At 43.6% G+C, this 19,998-nt stretch carries 15 protein-coding genes and 1 other annotated feature; of the genes, 9 read left to right on the top strand and 6 right to left on the bottom strand.

Annotation, left to right across the window (positions count from 1 at the left end; all coding sequences use genetic code 11):
- Positions 1–377: 377 nt before the first annotated feature.
- The 3 genes from clpB to rluD form a co-directional block, all read right to left on the bottom strand.
- Entirely contained in the window at positions 378–2,951 is a 2,574-nt protein-coding gene (gene clpB, locus ACED41_RS02755; protein ID WP_017062851.1) for an ATP-dependent chaperone ClpB, read from the bottom strand.
- 142 nt (positions 2,952–3,093) lie between these two features.
- Positions 3,094–3,834 (bottom strand): peptidoglycan editing factor PgeF, encoded by a 741-nt coding sequence (gene pgeF, locus ACED41_RS02750; RefSeq protein WP_065584732.1) that lies wholly within the window; start codon positions 3,832–3,834, stop codon positions 3,094–3,096.
- Between the two features lie 2 nt (positions 3,835–3,836).
- A complete protein-coding gene (rluD, locus tag ACED41_RS02745; RefSeq protein ID WP_017059364.1) occupies positions 3,837–4,811 on the bottom strand; it encodes a 23S rRNA pseudouridine(1911/1915/1917) synthase RluD in 975 nt (324 codons plus the stop codon).
- Positions 4,812–4,948: 137 nt separating this feature from the next.
- Here rluD and ACED41_RS02740 point away from each other — a divergent pair, with 137 nt between their 5' ends.
- The 6 genes from ACED41_RS02740 (at position 4,949) to yjjX (ending at position 12,618) form a co-directional block, all read left to right on the top strand.
- Entirely contained in the window at positions 4,949–5,677 is a 729-nt protein-coding gene (locus ACED41_RS02740; protein WP_017059363.1) for an outer membrane protein assembly factor BamD, read from the top strand.
- 140 nt (positions 5,678–5,817) lie between these two features.
- Entirely contained in the window at positions 5,818–7,242 is a 1,425-nt protein-coding gene (locus ACED41_RS02735; RefSeq protein ID WP_346393666.1) for a lytic transglycosylase F, read from the top strand.
- A gap of 424 nt (positions 7,243–7,666) precedes the next feature.
- Positions 7,667–8,002 (top strand): ribosome hibernation-promoting factor, HPF/YfiA family, encoded by a 336-nt coding sequence (gene hpf / locus ACED41_RS02730; RefSeq protein ID WP_004735034.1) that lies wholly within the window; start codon positions 7,667–7,669, stop codon positions 8,000–8,002.
- A 110-nt stretch (positions 8,003–8,112) separates the two neighbouring features.
- Positions 8,113–8,234, top strand: a sequence feature (Phe leader region).
- Between the two features lie 12 nt (positions 8,235–8,246).
- Positions 8,247–9,422 carry a prephenate dehydratase gene (gene pheA / locus ACED41_RS02725; protein WP_017059361.1) on the top strand — a complete coding sequence of 392 codons (1,176 nt, stop codon included), beginning with the start codon at positions 8,247–8,249 and terminating at the stop codon, positions 9,420–9,422.
- 333 nt (positions 9,423–9,755) lie between these two features.
- On the top strand, positions 9,756–12,134 hold the full coding sequence (locus ACED41_RS02720; protein WP_017062854.1) for a bifunctional diguanylate cyclase/phosphodiesterase: 2,379 nt from the start codon (positions 9,756–9,758) through the stop codon (positions 12,132–12,134).
- Entirely contained in the window at positions 12,097–12,618 is a 522-nt protein-coding gene (gene yjjX, locus ACED41_RS02715) for an inosine/xanthosine triphosphatase (RefSeq protein ID WP_017062855.1), read from the top strand. Before ACED41_RS02720 ends, yjjX begins: the two co-directional genes overlap by 38 nt.
- A 128-nt stretch (positions 12,619–12,746) precedes the next feature.
- Here the strand turns inward: yjjX and trpR are convergent, their stop codons facing one another.
- On the bottom strand, positions 12,747–13,040 hold the full coding sequence (gene trpR, locus ACED41_RS02710; protein ID WP_017059358.1) for a trp operon repressor: 294 nt from the start codon (positions 13,038–13,040) through the stop codon (positions 12,747–12,749).
- A 172-nt stretch (positions 13,041–13,212) separates the two neighbouring features.
- Positions 13,213–15,162, bottom strand: a complete 1,950-nt coding sequence (gene sltY, locus ACED41_RS02705) for a murein transglycosylase (RefSeq protein WP_371724423.1) — start codon at positions 15,160–15,162, stop codon at positions 13,213–13,215.
- A 263-nt stretch (positions 15,163–15,425) separates the two neighbouring features.
- Between sltY and ettA the strand changes: the two genes are divergently transcribed.
- The 3 genes from ettA (at position 15,426) to ACED41_RS02690 (ending at position 18,633) form a co-directional block, all read left to right on the top strand.
- On the top strand, positions 15,426–17,093 hold the full coding sequence (ettA, locus tag ACED41_RS02700; protein WP_017056147.1) for an energy-dependent translational throttle protein EttA: 1,668 nt from the start codon (positions 15,426–15,428) through the stop codon (positions 17,091–17,093).
- Between the two features lie 90 nt (positions 17,094–17,183).
- Positions 17,184–17,552, top strand: coding sequence for a PilZ domain-containing protein (locus ACED41_RS02695; RefSeq protein ID WP_371724422.1), 369 nt, complete (start codon positions 17,184–17,186; stop codon positions 17,550–17,552).
- Positions 17,553–17,601: 49 nt separating this feature from the next.
- Entirely contained in the window at positions 17,602–18,633 is a 1,032-nt protein-coding gene (locus tag ACED41_RS02690; protein ID WP_029235755.1) for a M23 family metallopeptidase, read from the top strand.
- 129 nt (positions 18,634–18,762) lie between these two features.
- Here the strand turns inward: ACED41_RS02690 and tyrA are convergent, their stop codons facing one another.
- Positions 18,763–19,890 (bottom strand): bifunctional chorismate mutase/prephenate dehydrogenase, encoded by a 1,128-nt coding sequence (gene tyrA, locus ACED41_RS02685; protein ID WP_017062859.1) that lies wholly within the window; start codon positions 19,888–19,890, stop codon positions 18,763–18,765.
- Positions 19,891–19,998 lie beyond the last annotated feature (108 nt).

The following is a 19,998-nucleotide window of genomic DNA, read 5'->3' as shown; positions in this document are numbered from 1 at the left end:
ATATTCATCAACGAGTGCCCACACAGATTGATAGGTTTAAATTGTTAAAGAGCTTTACTTGTTGAGCCTTCCTTTTAGTAAGGAGCCTCTCGAAGTGGACGGTCATTCTAGCGGATTAGATTCCAGTGTCAAACACTTTTTCCAGCTAATTTTTCAAAGCATCTTAAATGCTTATCACCGTCTTGTTACTCAGTTCAAACCGCTTGGTTATCCTTGGCAACGGAGGCGCATTATAGAGAGAATAATCCTTTGTACAAGGCTAAAAACGAAAAAAAGCCGCCACCGGCGACCGTTCGAACACTATTCACACAAAGCGTTTAAAATAGGTACGATTAAGCCTTAATTTCGGCCAATCGTACCTACCGTTCTTACTTCAACTATTGGTGAGCAATAATGCGGTCGTTGTTTACTAATAGCTGCACTTTCTTATCTGGATTAATTTTTCCTGCCAGTATCGCTTTCGCTAACGGGTTCTCGACACTTTGTTGAATCGCTCTTTTCAAAGGTCGTGCACCATATACTGGATCAAAACCAACTTGAGAAATTAACTTGAGTGCTTTATCCGAAACTTCAAGCTCATAACCATTGTCTTCCATTCTCTTCTTAAGGTGCTCAAGCTGAATAGCGGCTATCGACTGAATGTGCTCTTGACCCAATGGATGGAACACCACGCTTTCATCAACTCGGTTCAAAAACTCAGGACGGAAATGTTTACCTACCACTTCCATCACTTCATTCTTTATTCCTTGGTAGTCGAGCGTATTGAAGTTCTCTTGAATTCTCGAAGAGCCAAGGTTGGATGTCATGATCACTACCGTGTTTCTAAAATCGACTGTACGACCTTGTCCATCAGTTAAGCGTCCATCATCAAGCACCTGCAATAAGATATTGAAAACATCAGGATGCGCTTTCTCTACTTCATCTAGCAAAATCACTGAATAAGGCTTGCGACGCACTGCTTCTGTTAAGTAACCACCTTCTTCATATCCAACGTAACCCGGAGGAGCACCAACCAAACGAGCAACAGAGTGTTTCTCCATAAACTCAGACATGTCGATACGCACCATTGCATCGTCACTATCAAACATGAAGTTCGCGAGTGTTTTACACAACTCCGTTTTACCAACGCCAGTTGGACCAAGGAATAAGAAAGATCCAATCGGCTTGTTTGGATCAGATAAACCTGCACGGCTACGACGAATCGCATTCGATACCACTTCGACTGCTTCCGCTTGGCCAATAACTCGCTTATGTAGAACACCTTCCATGTTAAGAAGCTTCTCTTTCTCGGCTTCTAGCATTTTAGAAACAGGTATGCCTGTTTGCTTCGATAGCACGTCTGCAATTTCTGCATCAGTGACCTTATTACGCAGCAGCGTCATTTCTTGCATTTCAGCTTGAGTCGCAAGATCTAACTGCTTCTCTAATTCTGGGATTCGACCGTATTGCAATTCAGACATTCGGTTAAGATCACCAGCACGTCTCGCAAAATCCATATCCATACGAGCTTGTTCTAGCTCTGACTTGATGTGTTGCGTGCCAGAAAGCGCGGCTTTCTCTGCATTCCACACTTCTTCAAGCTCTGCGAAATCTCGTTCTTTGTCAGAAAGCTCTTCTTGTAATGTTCGAAGGCGTTTTTCACTGGCTTCATCATTTTCATTGGTAAGAGCTTGCTGCTCGATCTTCAATTGAATGATTTTACGCTCGAGCTTATCTAGCGACTCAGGTTTTGAGTCGATCTGCATACGGATACTCGAAGCCGCTTCATCAATCAGATCAATCGCTTTATCCGGCAGTTGACGATCAGAAACGTATCGATGAGATAGTGTTGCTGCAGCCACGATTGCTGGGTCGGTAATTTCTACATGATGATGGAGTTCATAGCGCTCTTTCAAACCACGAAGAATCGCCACCGTGTCTTCAACCGTTGGTTCATCGACAAGCACTTTTTGGAAGCGGCGCTCTAACGCTGGATCTTTCTCTATGTATTGACGGTATTCATCAAGAGTCGTTGCGCCAACACAGTGGAGTTCACCACGAGCCAACGCTGGTTTTAGCATGTTACCGGCATCCATAGAGCCTTCACCTTTACCAGCGCCGACCATAGTATGAATTTCATCGATGAAGAGAATGATATTGCCCTCTTCTTTAGACAATTCATTGAGGACTGACTTCAAACGCTCTTCAAACTCACCACGATATTTAGCGCCAGCTACCAAAGCACCCATGTCTAATGAAAGTACGCGTCGGCCTCTTAAACCTTCTGGCACTTCATTGTTAATAATGCGCTGAGCCAAACCTTCAACGATAGCTGTCTTACCAACACCAGGTTCACCGATAATGACTGGGTTGTTCTTAGTACGACGCTGAAGTACTTGGATAGTACGGCGGATTTCGTCATCTCGGCCAATTACCGGATCCAGCTTGCCTTGCTCCGCTCTTTCAGTCAGATCGATGGTGAACTTCTCTAACGCTTGGCGTCGGTCTTCGGCATTTGGGTCATCAACTTTTTGACCGCCACGAACCTGCTCGATAGCTTGAGATAATTTTTGCTCAGTAAGACCTAGCTCTTTAAGCAGGTTACCTAAAGGGCCTTTATCTTCAATTGCGGCAAGTAGGAAGACTTCCGAAGAAATGTATGTGTCTTGACGCTTTTGTGCGACCTTGTCACATAGGTTGAACAAAGTACCCATTGCATTCGACAGTTGAACATCACCACCGATACCACTTACTTTCGGTACACGGTCTAATATTTCGCTTAGCTTTGAACGCAATTGAACCACATCAATATTCAGCATGGTGAGCAATGGACGAATTGCACTACCATCTTGATTAAGCAAAGACACCATTAGGTGCACAGGCTCTATATATTGGTGATCACGACCTAATGCGAGCGACTGAGCATCAGATATCGCAATTTGGAATTTACTAGTGAATCGATCGAGACGCATGCCAACCTTCCTACTCTTAGATATGTTTATCTTATGGTTAGAAGATGGATACGGTAACGCGGATTTTCAAGGGATAAGAATGAAGAATAGAGCTGTTATAAAAATATAAATGAGCTGGATGACTGGTTGCACTAGTTAAAGGTTACTCTAACCAAATAAAAGTAGCTTGGCGTCCAGTAATACCATCACGACGATAAGAATAGAACGCATCGGCATCAGCGAAGGTACATAGATTAGAGTCTGTCACAGAAGTTACACCAACTTTGTTCAGTCGTTGCGTTGCAAGCTGAGACATATTCGCTAGCCATTTGCCTGGTTCAGCTTTGGCTTCAAATGCGAGCTTAGCTTGAGAGTCAAAACTAACGAAAGCTTCCAACACATCATCGCCTACTTCAAAAGCTTGTTTGCCTATTGCAGGACCAAGCCAAGCAATGATCTTATTCTCTGAACCTAAGTTTGAAAACTTTGCGACGGCATTTTCAAGAATGCCACCAGCAAGACCACGCCAACCAGCATGAACTGCAGCAACTTGAGTGCCTTTGGTATCAGTAAGGATTACAGGTAAGCAATCGGCTGTCATCGCAGAACAAACAACATCTTTAGCTGTGGTAAATGCACCGTCAGCATCAAGAATATCTGCCGTAGGGTGTAAAACCGTAACGACATCTGTTGAGTGAGTTTGATGTAGCCATACCGGAGCGGCAGGCATATTAGCGTGTTGCTTGAGCCAGGCTCTGTTGTTTTCAACAAGCGAAGCATCATCCCCAACATGCGTACCTAGGTTTAATCCTTGATACGCACCAGTAGAAAAACCATCAAAACGTGTCGAAGCAAATGCTTTCACGTTTTTTGGTGCATTCCAGTTAGGGATGATCATCGACATGATTAAATGTCGTCTTCCAAGTTTTCGCGCGCATCAACACGTAACGCTTCAGCCATCACGACCATGTCATTTGGCACAGGAGCGTGGAACTCAACTTCTTCACCTGTAATTGGGTGAACAAATTTAAGCATAACGGCGTGCAGTGCTTGGCGATCAAAAGAACGAATCATTGTTGTTAGTTCTTCAGATGCACCTTTTGGAATACGAGCACGACCACCGTATGCAACGTCACCTAGCAGCGGATGCTGAAGGTATGACATGTGAACACGAATTTGGTGAGTACGACCCGTTTCTAGGCGTAGACGAATACGAGTATGCTCGCGGAAGTGCTCAGCAACACGGTAGTGAGTTACCGCTGGCTTTCCTAATTCATTTACATCCATCAAGGTACGCTTAGTTGCATGACGGCTAATGCCTTTCTCTACCACACCACCAGCGGTCATTTTACCAATTGCAATTGCTTCATATTCACGAGTAATACGACGCTTAGCAAGAGCACGCACAAGACGAGTTTGAGCTGGAACCGTTTTAGCCACAACCATAAGACCTGTTGTGTCTTTATCAAGACGGTGCACAATACCTGCACGAGGCACTTCTGCAATCTGTGGGTAATGGAAAAGCAATGCGTTTAGTATGGTTCCATCCGGTGTGCCTGCGCCTGGGTGTACAACCAGATCGCGAGGCTTATTGATAACCAATAAGTCATCATCTTCGTAGACAATGTTTAGAGGAATATCTTGTGCTTCCCAGCGCTCTTCATCTGCAAGTTCAGCTTGCAAGATGATCTCTTCACCGCCCAAAACCTTAACGCGCGGCTTTGTAATAACTTCGCCATCCACTTGGATTTTGCCGTCAAGAAGCCACTCTTTAATGCGAGAGCGAGAAAAATCGGTAAATAGTTCAGCGACAGCTTGGTCTAAACGTTGACCTAACTGGCTGCTTTTTACTGTGTCTGTTAATGTGATCTGCTGAGCCATATCGAACTTTTTTAAAAACCGTGAGACTAATACCCATTAGTATGGATAAAATAGAATAATTGCATCATTGTATCTGTTACTGGTTAGAAAGTAACGGAAGCTTACGAAATATTTAATTCAAGGAATCGACGCCTGACATGAAACACCTTACTTTATCGGGTCTATTAGCCGTATCACTCTTGGTTGGTTGTTCAAGTAGTGAAGAGATAGTGCCAGATGTACCACCATCGGTTCTCTACTCTGACGCTCAAGAATCACTGCAGAGCGGTAGCTGGCTTTCAGCAATAGAAAAGCTAGAAGCCCTAGACTCACGTTACCCATTCGGCGCCTATTCTGAGCAAGTACAGCTCGATCTGATTTACGCTTACTACAAAAATGATGACTTGGCACTTGGCCTCGCTACCATTTCACGTTTCCTACGTTTGAACCCAACGCATGAGAAACAAGACTGGGTTCTTTACATGCGCGGCTTAACGCACATGGCGCAAGACCGAAACTTCATGCACGATATTTTTAATATCGACCGTAGTGACCGAGATCCTGAACCAGTGAAACTTGCGTTTGCTGACTTCAAGCGACTACTCGAACGTTTCCCTAGTAGCCCTTATGCTGAAGATGCACAAAAACGCATGTTCGCACTTAAGAACCGCCTAGCAGAGTATGACTTAGCAACCGCTGATTTCTACCTACGCCGCGAAGCTTGGATTGCTGCGATCAACAGAACGCAAGAGCTGCAAAAAACTTACCCAGACACCATTGCTGCGCGTAAGTCTTTAGATATCCAGCTAAAAGCTTATCAACAACTCGGCCTAGATGACGCTGTGTTAAGAACAGAAAAGTTGATTGAGTTAAACCCACTACCTTAATCAAACCTCTTACATCTCAATCCTAAAAGAGCGCTAATTTACTAGCGCGCTTTTTTTCATCTACATATCGCAAACTTGATGGATCGCATAATACACGGTATCTTCAAAAGATAACTTTTAACAAAACATCAACATGGAGTGTGGATGTGAGTAGGTTGTTATTATTTATCTGGATATCGCTATTTAGCCACTTATCCTACGCATTAGAACTGTCTCCATTAAGCAATAAGCCTTACATGGGTGACTTGGATGTGCTCAAAACCAAAGGAACGGTTAGAGTGCTAGTGTCTGCCGATCTTGGTTTCTATTACATCGAGGATGGCAAGCCAAAAGGCATCGTGGCAGAAATGCTCTACCACTTTGAGAAAAGCCTTCGTAAGAAACATCCCTATCTCAATGTTCAAATCATCCCCGTGCAACGAGATGATCTACTTCCCTCTTTAGAGTCTGGCTATGGTGATGTCGCTGTCGCTAACCTAACGATCACCGATAAACGATTACGAACCATCGATTTTTCGGATCCGATGATTAAAGATGGTAAAGAACTCATTATCACAGGGAAAAAGGCCGAACCTATCACCGAAATCAAGCAATTGAGTGGCAAAGAGGTGTGGATACGAGCAAGCTCGAGTTACTTCGAGAGTGTACAAAGAGTTAATAAGGAGCTTAACGAGCTAGGTTTACCACCACTGCATGTCCACTTTATCGAGGAGTCATTACAAGACTACGAGCTGATAGAACTGGTTAACCAAGGTTATATACAAGGCACAATTCTGGATAACCATAAAGCCAAGCTCTGGATCGATGTAATGGAAAACATTCAAGTCCATAACGACTTACCTTTACGAGAAAATGGTCGTATTGCTTGGGCTTTAAGAAAAGACAGCCCTCAACTGAAGAAAGAGATAAACAAATACGTCAAGACCGCACGAACAGGCACCCTGCTTGGGAATGTCATCTACCAGAAATACATCGACAATACTCGCTGGTTAGGCCGAGCACTCAACCCCAATAAAGTAGACCGAGTAGCTAAACTCTCAGATGTCTTTGAAAAGTATTCGAGCAAGTATGAATTTGATCCTTTGATGATGTCAGCTCAAGGTTTCCAAGAATCAGGACTGGATCAGAGCCGGATTTCTCATCGCGGGGCTATTGGTGTGATGCAGGTATTACCGAGTACCGCCAAAGATAAAAACGTCAACATCAAGAACATCCATAAGGTGGATAACAACATCCATGCGGGTGTGAAGTATATGCGCTTTATCAAAGACCGATATTTTGACGACCCGGCAATATCACCCGACAATCAAATCTACTTTACCTTGGCTTCTTACAACGCTGGTCCTGCTAAGATCAGAAAGATGAGGAGCATTGCCAAGCAGAAAGGTTACAACCCAAACATCTGGTTTAAAAACGTAGAAATCATCACTCGCAAATACGTGAGTAAAGAACCCGTAACCTATGTTGCCAACATCAATCGTTACTTCGTAATCTATAAACAATTACAAGCTATCAATGCTATCCGAGAGGACGGCACAGCGAGATTACTGAACACTAACGACTAGGATCGCCTCCATCCCAGAGCTGGGGAGCCAAAGGTATTAGGTAAAGCTAAAAAACACAAAAGCCGCATAAGAATACTTATGCGGCTTTTGTTTATCTAATTCTGAAGAAGCTTATGTAGCGACCTATATTACAAGACCTATATCACAAAACACTATTGAGTAAATTTCAATCAAGCACTTTCCATAGGCTGTAGGACGCCCCTAAAAACTGATTTAATTTTTAGCGAAGCCTTGCCTCCAAGTTATCGTTTTTCATAAGGATAACAAGCATTTTTCGCCAAAAAGATACTAAGACTTGCGTAAGATCACATTTGATTTTAATGCTTATCCCATCCAACCAAAACAAGATCTAGATCACACTCTTTATTCCTAAAAGTCGTAATCTGAAGTTAACCCATGAGGGATACAACAGAGGAAAACTTCTATGAAAATGAACATCACTGGTAAAAACATCGACATTACCTCTGCAATCCGTGATCACATAGAAAGCAAATTTAAAAAGCTAGATAAATGGCAAGTAGACATCATTGGCTGCCAAGCGAGCTTTAGCGAAGAACCAAACAAGAAGAAGAAATTTGAAGCGGTACTAACCGTACCAAAAGGCCAACTTGTTGCTTCATCAATCCATGACGACCTCTACGTAGCGATCAACGAAGTAGAACAAAAACTAGAGCGTCAACTCAACAAGCTACGCCATAAACCAGAAGCGCGCCGCGCTGAAAAGCCTGAAATCGAAGAGCTAGAAGCTGAAGTAGAATAAGGAAAGAGAACAGATTAAAAAATAGCGCCTCAGGGCGCTATTTTTTTGCTTGACGCTCGTAGCTCGCTTGCTTATTGTGTTTAAACATTCATAAAACAATCACTTTTTATGCACACTCAATCTTTGTTTATTTTTGACTTCTTTTTTCTTCCGTAAATCGGAGGCTAAGTCGTTTTAGAAAAACAAGTCAAAAACGAACAAGAAGCCTCCCACACTAGGGAGGCTTTTTTATAAGGACACATTTATGACTGACCGCTCAATTTCACTGGATGATATCCGCCTTCGTCTTAATGATTTAGACGACGAACTCCTGAAGTTACTTTCAGAGCGTCGCAAGCTAAGTATCGAAGTCGCTAAAAGCAAAGTAGAGACATCAAAACCAGTTCGTGATGCAGTACGAGAACAACAACTATTAGTTAAGCTGATCAACAACGGCAAAGATAAATACGAACTTGATGCGCAGTACATTACCAAGCTGTTTCACACCATCATCGAAGATTCCGTTTTACTACAACAGTCATACTTACAAAACCTAGCGAACCCGCAAAGCCGTAAACCATTGGCTCGCGTTGCATTCTTAGGTTCTAAGGGATCGTATTCTCACCTTGCGAGCCGCGAATACTTCAGCCGCAAGAATATGGAATTGATTGAGCTGAACTGTAATCACTTCAAAGAAGTCGCATCAACAGTAGAGTCTGGCCATGCCGACTACGGTGTCCTGCCGATTGAGAACACCAGTTCAGGGTCAATTAACGAGGTCTACGACCTGTTACAGCATACGACTCTATACATTGTTGGCGAACTTTCTCAACCGATTGAGCACTGCCTTGTTGCTAAAAGTGATATCCGTTTAGAAGACATCAAAACACTCTACTCGCACCCACAACCTCATCAACAATGCAGTGAGTTCTTGAGCCGCCTTAAGGGTGTCAACCTTGAGTCTTGCGCAAGCACCGCTGATGCAATGAAAAAAGTTAAAGAATTGGGTGGTAATGACGTAGCTGCTATTGGTAATGCATCGAGCGGTAAGCTTTATGGACTACAGCCAATCCAGAGCAATATTGCAAACCAAACAGAGAACCACACTCGTTTCATCGTTGTGGCGCGTAAGCCTGTTGAAGTATCGACTCAAATACCAGCGAAAACAACGCTCATCATGTCGACATCTCAAGAGGCGGGTTCTTTGGTAGAAACACTACTGATCCTGCAACGCTTAGGCATCAACATGACTAAGCTAGAATCTCGTCCTATCATGGGTAACCCTTGGGAAGAGATGTTCTATGTCGATTTAGAGGCGCATCTGGATTCAGATAACATGCAACAAGCGATAACGGAACTAACAGCCATTACTCGCCACCTTAAGGTGTTGGGTTGCTACCCAAGTGAGAACATCAAAGCGACTCAAGTTAAGTTGTCATAGCTGAAAGTGAGTATCAGCTTTTAGCTAACATAAGTATTTGGCCTACAGCAGGCCAAATACTTAAATCACCCTCTAGTCGAGTACTATTCTCGCTAAGAAAACTCACCCTAGCATGCCTGAAACACAATTCACTTGTTTCGCACATTCGGCACGCTTACTCTCTCCACTACTTGAGCCTTTCTAACAAAAACTCATTAGTGGCTTTTTTTATCAATAAAGACAAAACCTTACCCCCTTCACAGGAAATCATCGAACTACGTATAATTAATAGCGAGTAAGCATTAAGTAACATAAACTTATGCGCTTAATTTATAAATAGTGTTGTCATTAACTATGAAGCTAAGTACTAAAATCTTACTACTAATAGCCCCTGTGATACTGATCAGTACCGCGGCTTCTAGCTATATTATTTATTCGACGCAAAAAAGCAGTTTCATCAAACGCGAAGACAACGCACTTCAACTGAACATGGAAAAACTAGCCGGATACTTTCGCCAATCTCGTTCGTTCCTCAATAGCTACTCTTACACCTTGACCCAGAGTGATATGGTGAAGCGTTATTTTCTCACTGATCAAAATCTATCTCGCGATCTTGAACTGGTCAGTAATCTTCGAGAAGCCATTCATTTCCTGCAAGATGACGATGAAAGCTATACAGGTTTAGCGCTTCTTAATGGTGATCGAAAACTGCGTTATTACGCGGATAATAGCAATGACTCACGCACTCAGATTGACAGTAAGATATTGGAGTATGTTGACCTGCACTATCAAGACACCTTAGCAACATCGAGTACCAACTATATTCAAAACTCCCAAGGCGAAGGGATGTTGGTTCACTATGACAAGGTAGATAGAAAAGCGATTTTCCCAACCGTTAACAATCAACCCGACGATGTGTTCTTTGTTGTTGTCTCTGTCTCTCTCGACAAATTTAATGCGCTGAGAAAACAGATAGAGTTCGACTACCAAACCAGCTTGTTCTTCACATCCATAGCGGTTTCTTTGGAAAATGATGTTACTCACTCAGTCAAGCTTGCACCAGAACTGTACGCCACGGTCGATCCGGCGCAATTCCTGTTGGAAAACAAGCTCGATTCAATTTGGAACAAGCTGAGTTTGTCGTTTGCACTGTCTGCGTTTGTAACTGTCGCTCTGCTACTCATGCTTCTGTCTCGCACTGTGATTACTCCAATAACACGGCTCGATCGACAGCTACAGCAAGTCGAAAAAAAACAACGTAAGAACATTGAACGCTTAGGCACTCGTGACGAGCTTGGCCGCCTATCACAGCGTTTTTATGACATGTATCAAGAGCTAGACAACACCTACCAGCAAACCAAGCTCTTGGCCGAAAATGATCAGTTAACTCAAATAGCCAATAGGCATCAGTTTCAAACCTTCGTTCAGCAATCGTTGCCAAAACCGAGTTCGAATACCGAAACCTGGGTTCTCTATTTTGACTTGGACAACTTCAAGTTTGTGAACGACAAATACGGACATCAAATCGGCGACTCGATTCTGGTCTCTTTTGCTCAGCGTATTTCAGATATTTGTCGTCATTATAAAGAGGAATTCGACGCTCATTGTATGCCAGCCCGACTTTCTGGAGACGAGTTCGTTGTCTACATTAACGCTCCTAGTCACCGAGGAAATGTCGCGCATCGATTCTCGAACGATTTGCTCACTCCACTGCAAAAAGGCTTTGTCACCGAATCAGGCAGCTTTCCGATCACGGTCAGTATTGGTATTGCGACCTACCCTAATGATGGCAACTCAATCGAGAAGCTTCTGTCCAACGCGGATACCGCGATGTACCAAGCCAAGCGTGCCGGTAAAAACCAATTTGCTGACTATTCACGGGATTTAGACAAAGCCATTCAGCGCCAAGCAGATATTGAACGTGCGCTCAGAGGTAAGAATTTTGATGATGAATTCAGGCTCGTTTACATGCCCTACATGGATTCTACCGGGACTGATGTTATTGGCGTTGAGGTGTTATTACGTTGGAATTCAAAGCAACTTGGTTTGGTTCCACCAGATGAGTTCATTCCAATAGCCGAACAAACCGGGCTGTTTGAACATGTTGACCGCTGGGTAATACAGAATGCGTTTGCTTCATTCCATCGACTTCAGGCTCAATTTGATCACTCAATTCAATTGTCGATCAACCTATCTTCTGCTGGCATTGAAACCACTCATCTTGCGGGTTTCATTAAAGAACACGCGGAGTTAAATCGAATTCCACCAAGCCTAATCGATTTTGAAATCACTGAAACCTTTTACTCAAATTCAGAAGGTTTTCCATTGCTGAACGAACTGGCATGCATGGGCTATCGACTTGCGATTGATGATTTTGGTTCCGGTTACACCTCTATCACTCAACTGGTGCAGTATCCAACTCAGAAAATTAAATTGGATAAAGCGTTTTTGGATACCTTGATTGAGACCAATAACCAGAACATCGTAAAACCGGTTATCGGGTTGTGTCATGCTCAAGGGAAAAAGGTCACCGCCGAAGGGATTGAAACTCAAGGCATGCACCAGTGGTTACAGGATGCACAGTGCGATATGCTGCAAGGCTATTACTTTGGTAAACCCATGCCACTAGAAGAATTGAGTGACTGGTACCGACAACATCAACTCAATCTAATCGACAACAAAAAGAATCCGACACATGAAATCTGTAATCATCGCATCGCTGAACCCAGCTAAAATCAACGCCGTTAAAAGTGCGTTCTTATCTGCTTTTCCTGATACTGAATTTGATTTCCAAGGCATCAGCGTCCCTAGTGGTGTCGCCGATCAACCGATGAGCAATGATGAAACCTATCAAGGTGCCGTGAATCGAGTTCACAACGCAACTCAAGCTCAGCCTGATGCAGACTTCTATGTTGGTCTAGAAGCGGGAATAGAAACAAACGTCACCTTTGCCTGGATGGTGATCGAGACGAATGGCCAACGTGGCGAGTCTCGTTCAGCAAGTCTGATGCTGCCACCAGCCGTGCTTGAGAAACTAGAGCATGCAAACGAGTTAGGGGATGTGATGGATGAAGTGTTTGGTACCGACAATATCAAACAGAAAGGTGGTGCCATTGGCCTACTGACACATAACCAATTGTCACGCAGTTCGGTCTATCATCAAGCTTTAATATTGGCTCTGATCCCATTTGTGAATCCTGAACACTTTCCTATTTAGTATTTGAGGCTTCCTTAAACTTCAAAAGATTCCAAGAACAATCTTCAGAAACAAAAAACGCTAACATCCAGTTAGCGTTTTTTATCGAATTCGTATTCATACTATCGCGTGATAGCTTAATTCCATTATTACTTTAGCAATAGGTCGGCGATCACGACTTTCTCTTGCTCAGATTTGGCCTTTAGCTCATTTGAGCCTCTGGTTATCGTCGCTACGCCTACGCCCAGCATTTGACTCACCTGTCGTTGAGACATATCGCCTTTCATCAGCTCACAGAAGATATTAATTCGAGCAACCAGAGCATCTCGCTCGTCTGGTGTCATCATCATAGTCAACAACAGCTCGTGCTGATCTTTTTCGACAGCCGTCTTTACCAAGTCCATCAGTTGTTGCCAATTATCATATTCAGGTTGTGATGCCATATCTCTACACTTACTTTTAAATTCTGACTTTAAAGAGTCGCTTAACGATTGAAAGCGTTTAACACTTTATACCGAAACACTTGATGCGATCCAATGTAAAAAGGCAGTAAGTGGAAATGGTTAGCACTCACTGCCTTTATTCTTACTCAGTTTCGGGCCAAATGCCGAAAGCTTAGTATTTCGTTTTTGCCTCATGGGGCGCTAAAAACGTCCCTTTCTCACCCAAGATATCTCGATAGTAGGTCTCAAACATCAAGATATTCTGAACGTAGCCACGTGTCTCTTTGAATGGGATCATTTCGATAAATGCAAAGGCATCGAGCTTTTCATCGCTGCGTGAACGCCACTGTTTCACACGGCTAGGTCCAGCATTATAAGCCGCAAACGCAAAGATACGGTTGTCATCATATTGAGCGAGTAAACCATCTAAGTAGTGACTGCCAATCTCAATGTTTTTGCCGACATCATAAAGATCATCGCTGCCCTGATACTTAATCTTATGTTTGTTCGCTATGTATTGCGCCGTCTTGGGCATAATTTGCATAATGCCACGCGCGCCAACTGGAGAGCGAGCTTCTGAATCCATCGCACTCTCTTGTCTTGCTAAAGACATCAAAGTGATTGGATCGAGATCGTGCTTTTCAGCGTAGAAGTTAAACCACCACTTATGAGCAACAGGGAAGCGCAGCGCAATGTTATCCCACATCTTCGCAGAGATACTCGCTGTTACGGTAAAGTGATTCCAACGCTGTGTCGCAGCGTAAGCGGCAAGCATCTCTTTTTGCTCTTTATCTGCATTGGTCAGTAACCAGCGCCATTCACTTTTCGCTGCCGCAATTTTGTCTCGGTCAATCAGTTCACCAATACGCACCAAAGAGGTGTCGAATGGCTTCACTGTTTCAGCATTGTATTTAAGTGTCGATGTTGGATATTGAACTGGCTTACCTAACTGCTTAGCCGCAGCCACACTGTAGAAATTACGCTGACCCAAGATATCTGACAGTCGCTTATTGCCTTTGTCAGTATCGCCCGTCGCGATTTCAGCTCTGCCCTGCCAATATTGCCAACGAAGCGAAGCCTGATGTTTATCATCCAAGCGCGCTATCCACTCTTTCAAACCCGTCCAATCGGCATGTTGAATTGCTAAGCGAGCACGTCGTTCCAGCAGAACTTGCTTTGATGAACTCGCGAGCATTTTGTCGCGCCACACCATTAACTCTTCAGAGTCGGTGTTGATCAGACGAAACGTTAGGTAATCAGCGAGCTCTTGAGATTTTTCTTTCGAAAACTTCTGAGCCTTGATGACATCATCAAACACCTTTTGAGCACTGCTTGATGATTTCCTTGCTAGCTTCTCGAAAGCAAACTCGGTTTGAGCTTGGTAGAATTCATTCGCTGGATGTTTTTTAGCAAACGCGAGTACATTTTCAGGCTTGTTGTACAACGCCTTCATCTGCTTCGCTTGAGCAATTGACTCATCATGATCCAATTGCTTAATCAGATAGCTCATTAACTTACCGTTACGGCCCTCGAACGCTAGCAGCATTCTATCCAGAATCAGCTCATCAGTTCTTAGCCCAGCTTGATCCCAGCTTTTAAATAAAGGGTCACAAGCGTCATCAACACCACTACCACTCAACCAAAGTTGTTTAGCTCCTTCAAAGGCAAGCTCTTGGTTACCTTGCTCGTAATGCGCTCGATAATAAATACATTGGTATTTTTCACCGACAGGCTCTTTGGTTTGAAACTCAAGGATCGTCTTCCACTGTTTTTGAGAAGCCAATGAGTCCAAATAAGGTGCGCGCATTCGATTGGAGAAAGGCAATGCCTTGTTCTCTTCAATGAAAGCATCGACCTCAGCAGGTATGCGATCACCTAAGCCAATCAGAAAGGCCCGATAATCGGTGTAAGGTGTTAAAGGGTATGTTTGAATTTTGTTACGCAGCGCGGAGTAAGCTTTTAGATCACGGCTGTCTAAAACCTCTTGCGCTTTGTCATAAACGTCACGCTGCATTTCAAGCTCGGATGCATTGCTAGCCATAGCGACCGGAGCCAGTGAAACCGAAGACAAAATTGCCGATGCAGCCACAGCAATTTTCGTATTACCAATGCGGAAAAACATTCGCTCTTTCCTTAGTGCGTGTATGAATACGTGAAGTCTATTTACGCCCGACATCACATCAAATGTAAAGGATTTGAGTGTAAATATTATTAATATTTAACACTTTGCCTCAGAAGCCCATTAAATATAGTTTTAATGACCAATGTGACAATAATAGGTAAGGATTAGTTCAAGAGTGGCTTTTCTGCCCTAGGAGTAACATCTTTGAGGATATTGGTATAAAATAGCTAACAATTTTGAACAATAATTAGGATCGATCGGCAATGGCTGAATACGTATATACCATGTCTCGGGTGAGCAAAACTGTTCCACCTAAGCGTCAAATTCTTAAAGACATTTCTCTTAGCTTTTTTCCTGGCGCTAAAATCGGTGTTTTGGGTCTAAATGGTTCAGGTAAATCTACCCTACTACGTATCATGGCTGGTATTGATACTGATATTGATGGTGAAGCACGTGCACAACAAGGCCTTAAAGTAGGTTATCTACCACAAGAGCCTGTGCTAGACGAATCAAAAACTGTTCGTGAAATCGTAGAAGAAGCGGTTTCTGACGTTGCTGACGCACTTAAGCGTATTGATGCGGTTTACGCAGCTTACGCAGAACCAGATGCAGACTTCGATGCACTGGCAAAAGAGCAAGGCGAACTAGAAGCTCTGATTCAAGCAAAAGACGGTCACAACTTAGAGACTGCTCTAGAGCGTGCTGCTGATGCACTTCGTCTTCCTGAGTGGGATGCGAAAATTGAATTCCTATCAGGTGGTGAGCGTCGTCGTGTTGCTATCTGTCGTCTACTTCTTGAAAAGCCAGACATGCTGCTTCTTGATGAACCAACCAACCACTTGGATGCAGAATCAGTAGCATGGCTTGAGCACTTCCTTGTTGATTACAGTGGTACTGTTGTGGCGATTACCCACGACCGTTACTTCCTAGACAACGCAGCTGGCTGGATTCTAGAACTTGACCGTGGTGAAGGTATCCCATGGGAAGGTAACTACACGTCTTGGCTAGAGCAAAAAGACGAGCGTCTTAAGCAAGAAAAAGCGGGCGAAAGCGCACGTCAAAAGACAATCGAGAAAGAACTTGAATGGGTTCGTCAAAACCCTAAAGGCCGTCAAGCTAAGTCTAAAGCTCGTATGGCTCGTTTTGAAGAATTGACAACTGGCCAATACCAGAAGCGTAACGAAACTAACGAACTGTTCATCCCGCCAGGTGAGCGTCTAGGTGATAAAGTTCTTGAAGTGAACAACCTGACTAAATCGTTTGGTGATCGCGTTCTTATCGACGACCTATCGTTCAGCATGCCTAAGGGCGCAATCGTCGGTATCGTTGGTGCCAACGGTGCAGGTAAATCAACACTATTCAAGATGCTAAGCGGTGCAGAACAGCCAGATTCAGGTACAGTTGAACTAGGCGAAACCGTTAAGCTTGCTTCTGTTGATCAGTTCCGTGACAGCATGGACGACACTAAGACAGTATTCCAAGAGATCTCTGAAGGCGCTGATATCATTAAGATCAACAACTTCGAAATCCCTGCGCGTGCTTACTGTTCTCGTTTCAACTTTAAAGGCAACGACCAACAGAAGATCATCGGTGAGCTTTCTGGTGGTGAACGTAACCGTGTTCACTTAGCGAAACTGCTAAAAGCGGGCGGTAACGTACTGCTACTCGATGAGCCTACCAACGACCTTGACGTTGAAACGCTACGTGCTCTTGAAGAAGCACTGCTTGAATTCCCGGGCTGTGCAATGGTTATCTCGCATGACCGTTGGTTCCTTGACCGTATTGCGACCCATATCTTAGACTACCGTGATGAAGGTCAAGTTAACTTCTACGAAGGTAACTATACTGAGTACACTGAGTGGCTTAAGCAGACTCTAGGCGCACAAGCGGCAGAGCCGCACCGTATCAAGTACAAGCGTATAGCTAAGTAAATAAGCTTGTATTTTGAACAAAGGCCGCGATAATAGCGGCCTTTGATATATCTGGCTTACGTGTAATGCATCGATATAGAGAGATTACTTATGGTTGAAAGACGTCAATTTTCACGAGTTATTTATCAAGTCCCGACTGAGATCTCACAAGGACAAGTAAAGGTATCAGGCTCAGTGCAAGACTTATCACTCCATGGTTTACTCATTCAATGCAATGAATCAAAACAACTTAGCCATGATGTCCCTGTTCAAGTGAGCTTTAAACTCGAAAACAGTGATATCAATATTCAGTTAGAAGCAACGATAGTCTCTACCATCAATACCTCAATGCGTTTACGCATAGAGCATTTAGATATTGATAGTATCAGCCACCTTAAGCGCCTTGTTGAGCTTAATGTTGGTGACAATGACCTGCTTTATAGAGAGATTGAACACCTTACCGACTTAGGTAAGGAATAATATCTCCATTACCCTTTTTCTATTAGAAGCATTTAGTTAATACAGAACCATGTCTAAAAAAGTGTCCATTACTATTCCCTCTAGTCAGGGGGAACAGACGTTTTACTTCGGTCGAAAAGCCGTACTCTTATGCATGACAACCCTGCTCTCAGTACCGATGTTGATTGGTGGTGCAACCTACATGCACCTTGAGAGTAAAAACAAGCTAGCTGCACAAGCCGGTGATGCACAACAGTTAATTGAAACTCTGATTGTTGAAAAAGAGCAGACCGAGTTCTTATACGCGGAACAAGTTGAAACCAACCACAACCTATCTCAAGCCTTAACTGAGAAAGAAGGTACGATTCAATTACTGGGTAAGCGTGTATTCGATGTGGAATCCGTTCTAGGCCTGGCTGATGAAGAGTTACACACCGATGAGGTTTCACTAGAAGACCGTATTGATGCTGCAGCCGTCGATTCCGCGGTAAGAGCTACCATGTTCCGCTTAATTCCTAATGATAGTCCGATGGCTTATCAACGCATCTCGTCTTCATACGGTCACCGTACTAACCCAATTACAGGCAAACGCCACAACCATACTGGTATCGACCTTACTTGTAAGCGTGGTGAAGATATCTTAGCACCGGCAGATGGTGTGATTGAAACCGTACGCCCAAGCAAGAAAGGCTTTGGTAACTTTATCACCATGCGCCATTCATTTGGCTTCATGAGCTCTTACGCGCATCTGCAAAAATTCAAAGTTCGCAGCGGTCAGTTTGTCAGTAAAGGTGATGTGATTGCGAGCTGTGGTAACTCAGGTAACTCAACTGGGCCACATCTGCATTATGAAGTACGCTTCCTTGGTCGCTCATTGAACCCTCAATACTTGATGGATTGGACACCAGAAAACTTCAATTACGTGTTTGAGAAAGAGAAAAAAGTGAAATGGGGCCCACTCGTTCAGCTGATTGATAACGTGGTTCGCTTGCAGATCAACCTAACTAACGTGCCTTACATCAGTTCAACTATCGACACAGTATCCAGCGATGATAACCGAGTCTCGAACGAGAATAACAAAGAGCCTATCGTGACTAACTAGGTTTGTTCGTTTGGCCCATGATGATCCAAATGCATTTCGCCTACTATAGGCCAGATGCAATATCGGCATTCAACACAAACAAAAAGAGCGACCAAATGGTCGCTCTTTTTTATTTTTCAAACCACACTATTAACCGCGATGAATCGAGTCATGTGCTTGTTTTAACAGGCTTTGGCTCTCTTGTAAAAATTGTTGTGAGTAGTCACCAAACCAATCACTCACTTGGTTGAAGCTCTCAACAAACTTAGCCTTATCTTTGCCATCTAGAATTTCTAACGCTTCTCCGAAACAGCTATGGAAGCGTCGAATCATCTCAATATTCTCATCCGAAGAAAGAATGATATCGCCGTACAAGTTCGGGTCTTGAGCAAACAGACGACCAACCATCGCAATCTCAAGTCGGTAGATTGGCGAGCTTAGTTTCAGAAGTTGATCAATGTTCGGGTTCTCTTTACTCAGGTGCAAGCCGTAAGCAAAAGAGGTGAAGTGACGAAGTGCTTGAATCAAGGTCATGCCGTGATCGTGTTCAGCTGCATCCATCTGGCAAAGGCTCGCGCCCCAAATACCAAATTGATTCAGTAGCCATTGGTAACTTTCAGAACCACGACCATCACTGTAAACAATCACCTGCTTAGCAAGGCTTGGAACATCAGGACCAAACATTGGGTGCAATCCAACCACTGGGCCTTGGTGCATGTTCATCATTGCTTGCAGCGGTTTAGATTTAATTGACGTCAAATCACATAGAATACAATCACTTGGTAGATTACCTAGCTTCGCAATCACACCTTCAGTTAAGTGAATTGGAACAGTCACAACCACAAGTCCTGCATTATCCAAGATTTCATCGGCTGTATCCCAATCTTGGCTGCCAAGGACTTTCACTTCGTAGCCAGACAGTTTGAACATACGACCAAACAAGCCACCAAGTTGACCATTACCACCAACGATCACCACTGAACGTAACTCTGGGTTAAGACACTTAAAGCCAGAATCTTTCTCACTGGCATAAGACTCACGCATAGTACGACGCAAAATATCTTCGATTAACTGTGGTGGAACCCCTATTTTCTCGGCTTCTTGACGACGAGATGCCAGCATCGCAGCTTCACGTTCTGGTACATAAATAGGTAAACCATGTTCACTTTTTACTTCGCCTACTTTCTCTACTAGAGCAAGGCGTTGAGCCAGTAAATCCAACATTTGTTTATCGACAGCATCGATTTGGTCGCGTAATTCGTTCAGTTCAACGGCCATTTTATTCCTTACTAATCTATAAGCCCGTGCCAATCTATCATCCCACAATCACGTAGGTTCGCTAGCAACAGATCTTAAAATGCCCCATTAGATGAGGCACTTAAATTT

It is taken from the genome of Vibrio sp. 1F255 (assembly GCF_041439145.1).
Taxonomy (GTDB): Bacteria; Pseudomonadota; Gammaproteobacteria; order Enterobacterales; family Vibrionaceae; genus Vibrio; species Vibrio crassostreae_C.
The sequence above is the reverse complement of the archived record's forward strand: the minus strand, read 5'-3'. Positions and strand labels throughout refer to the sequence as shown.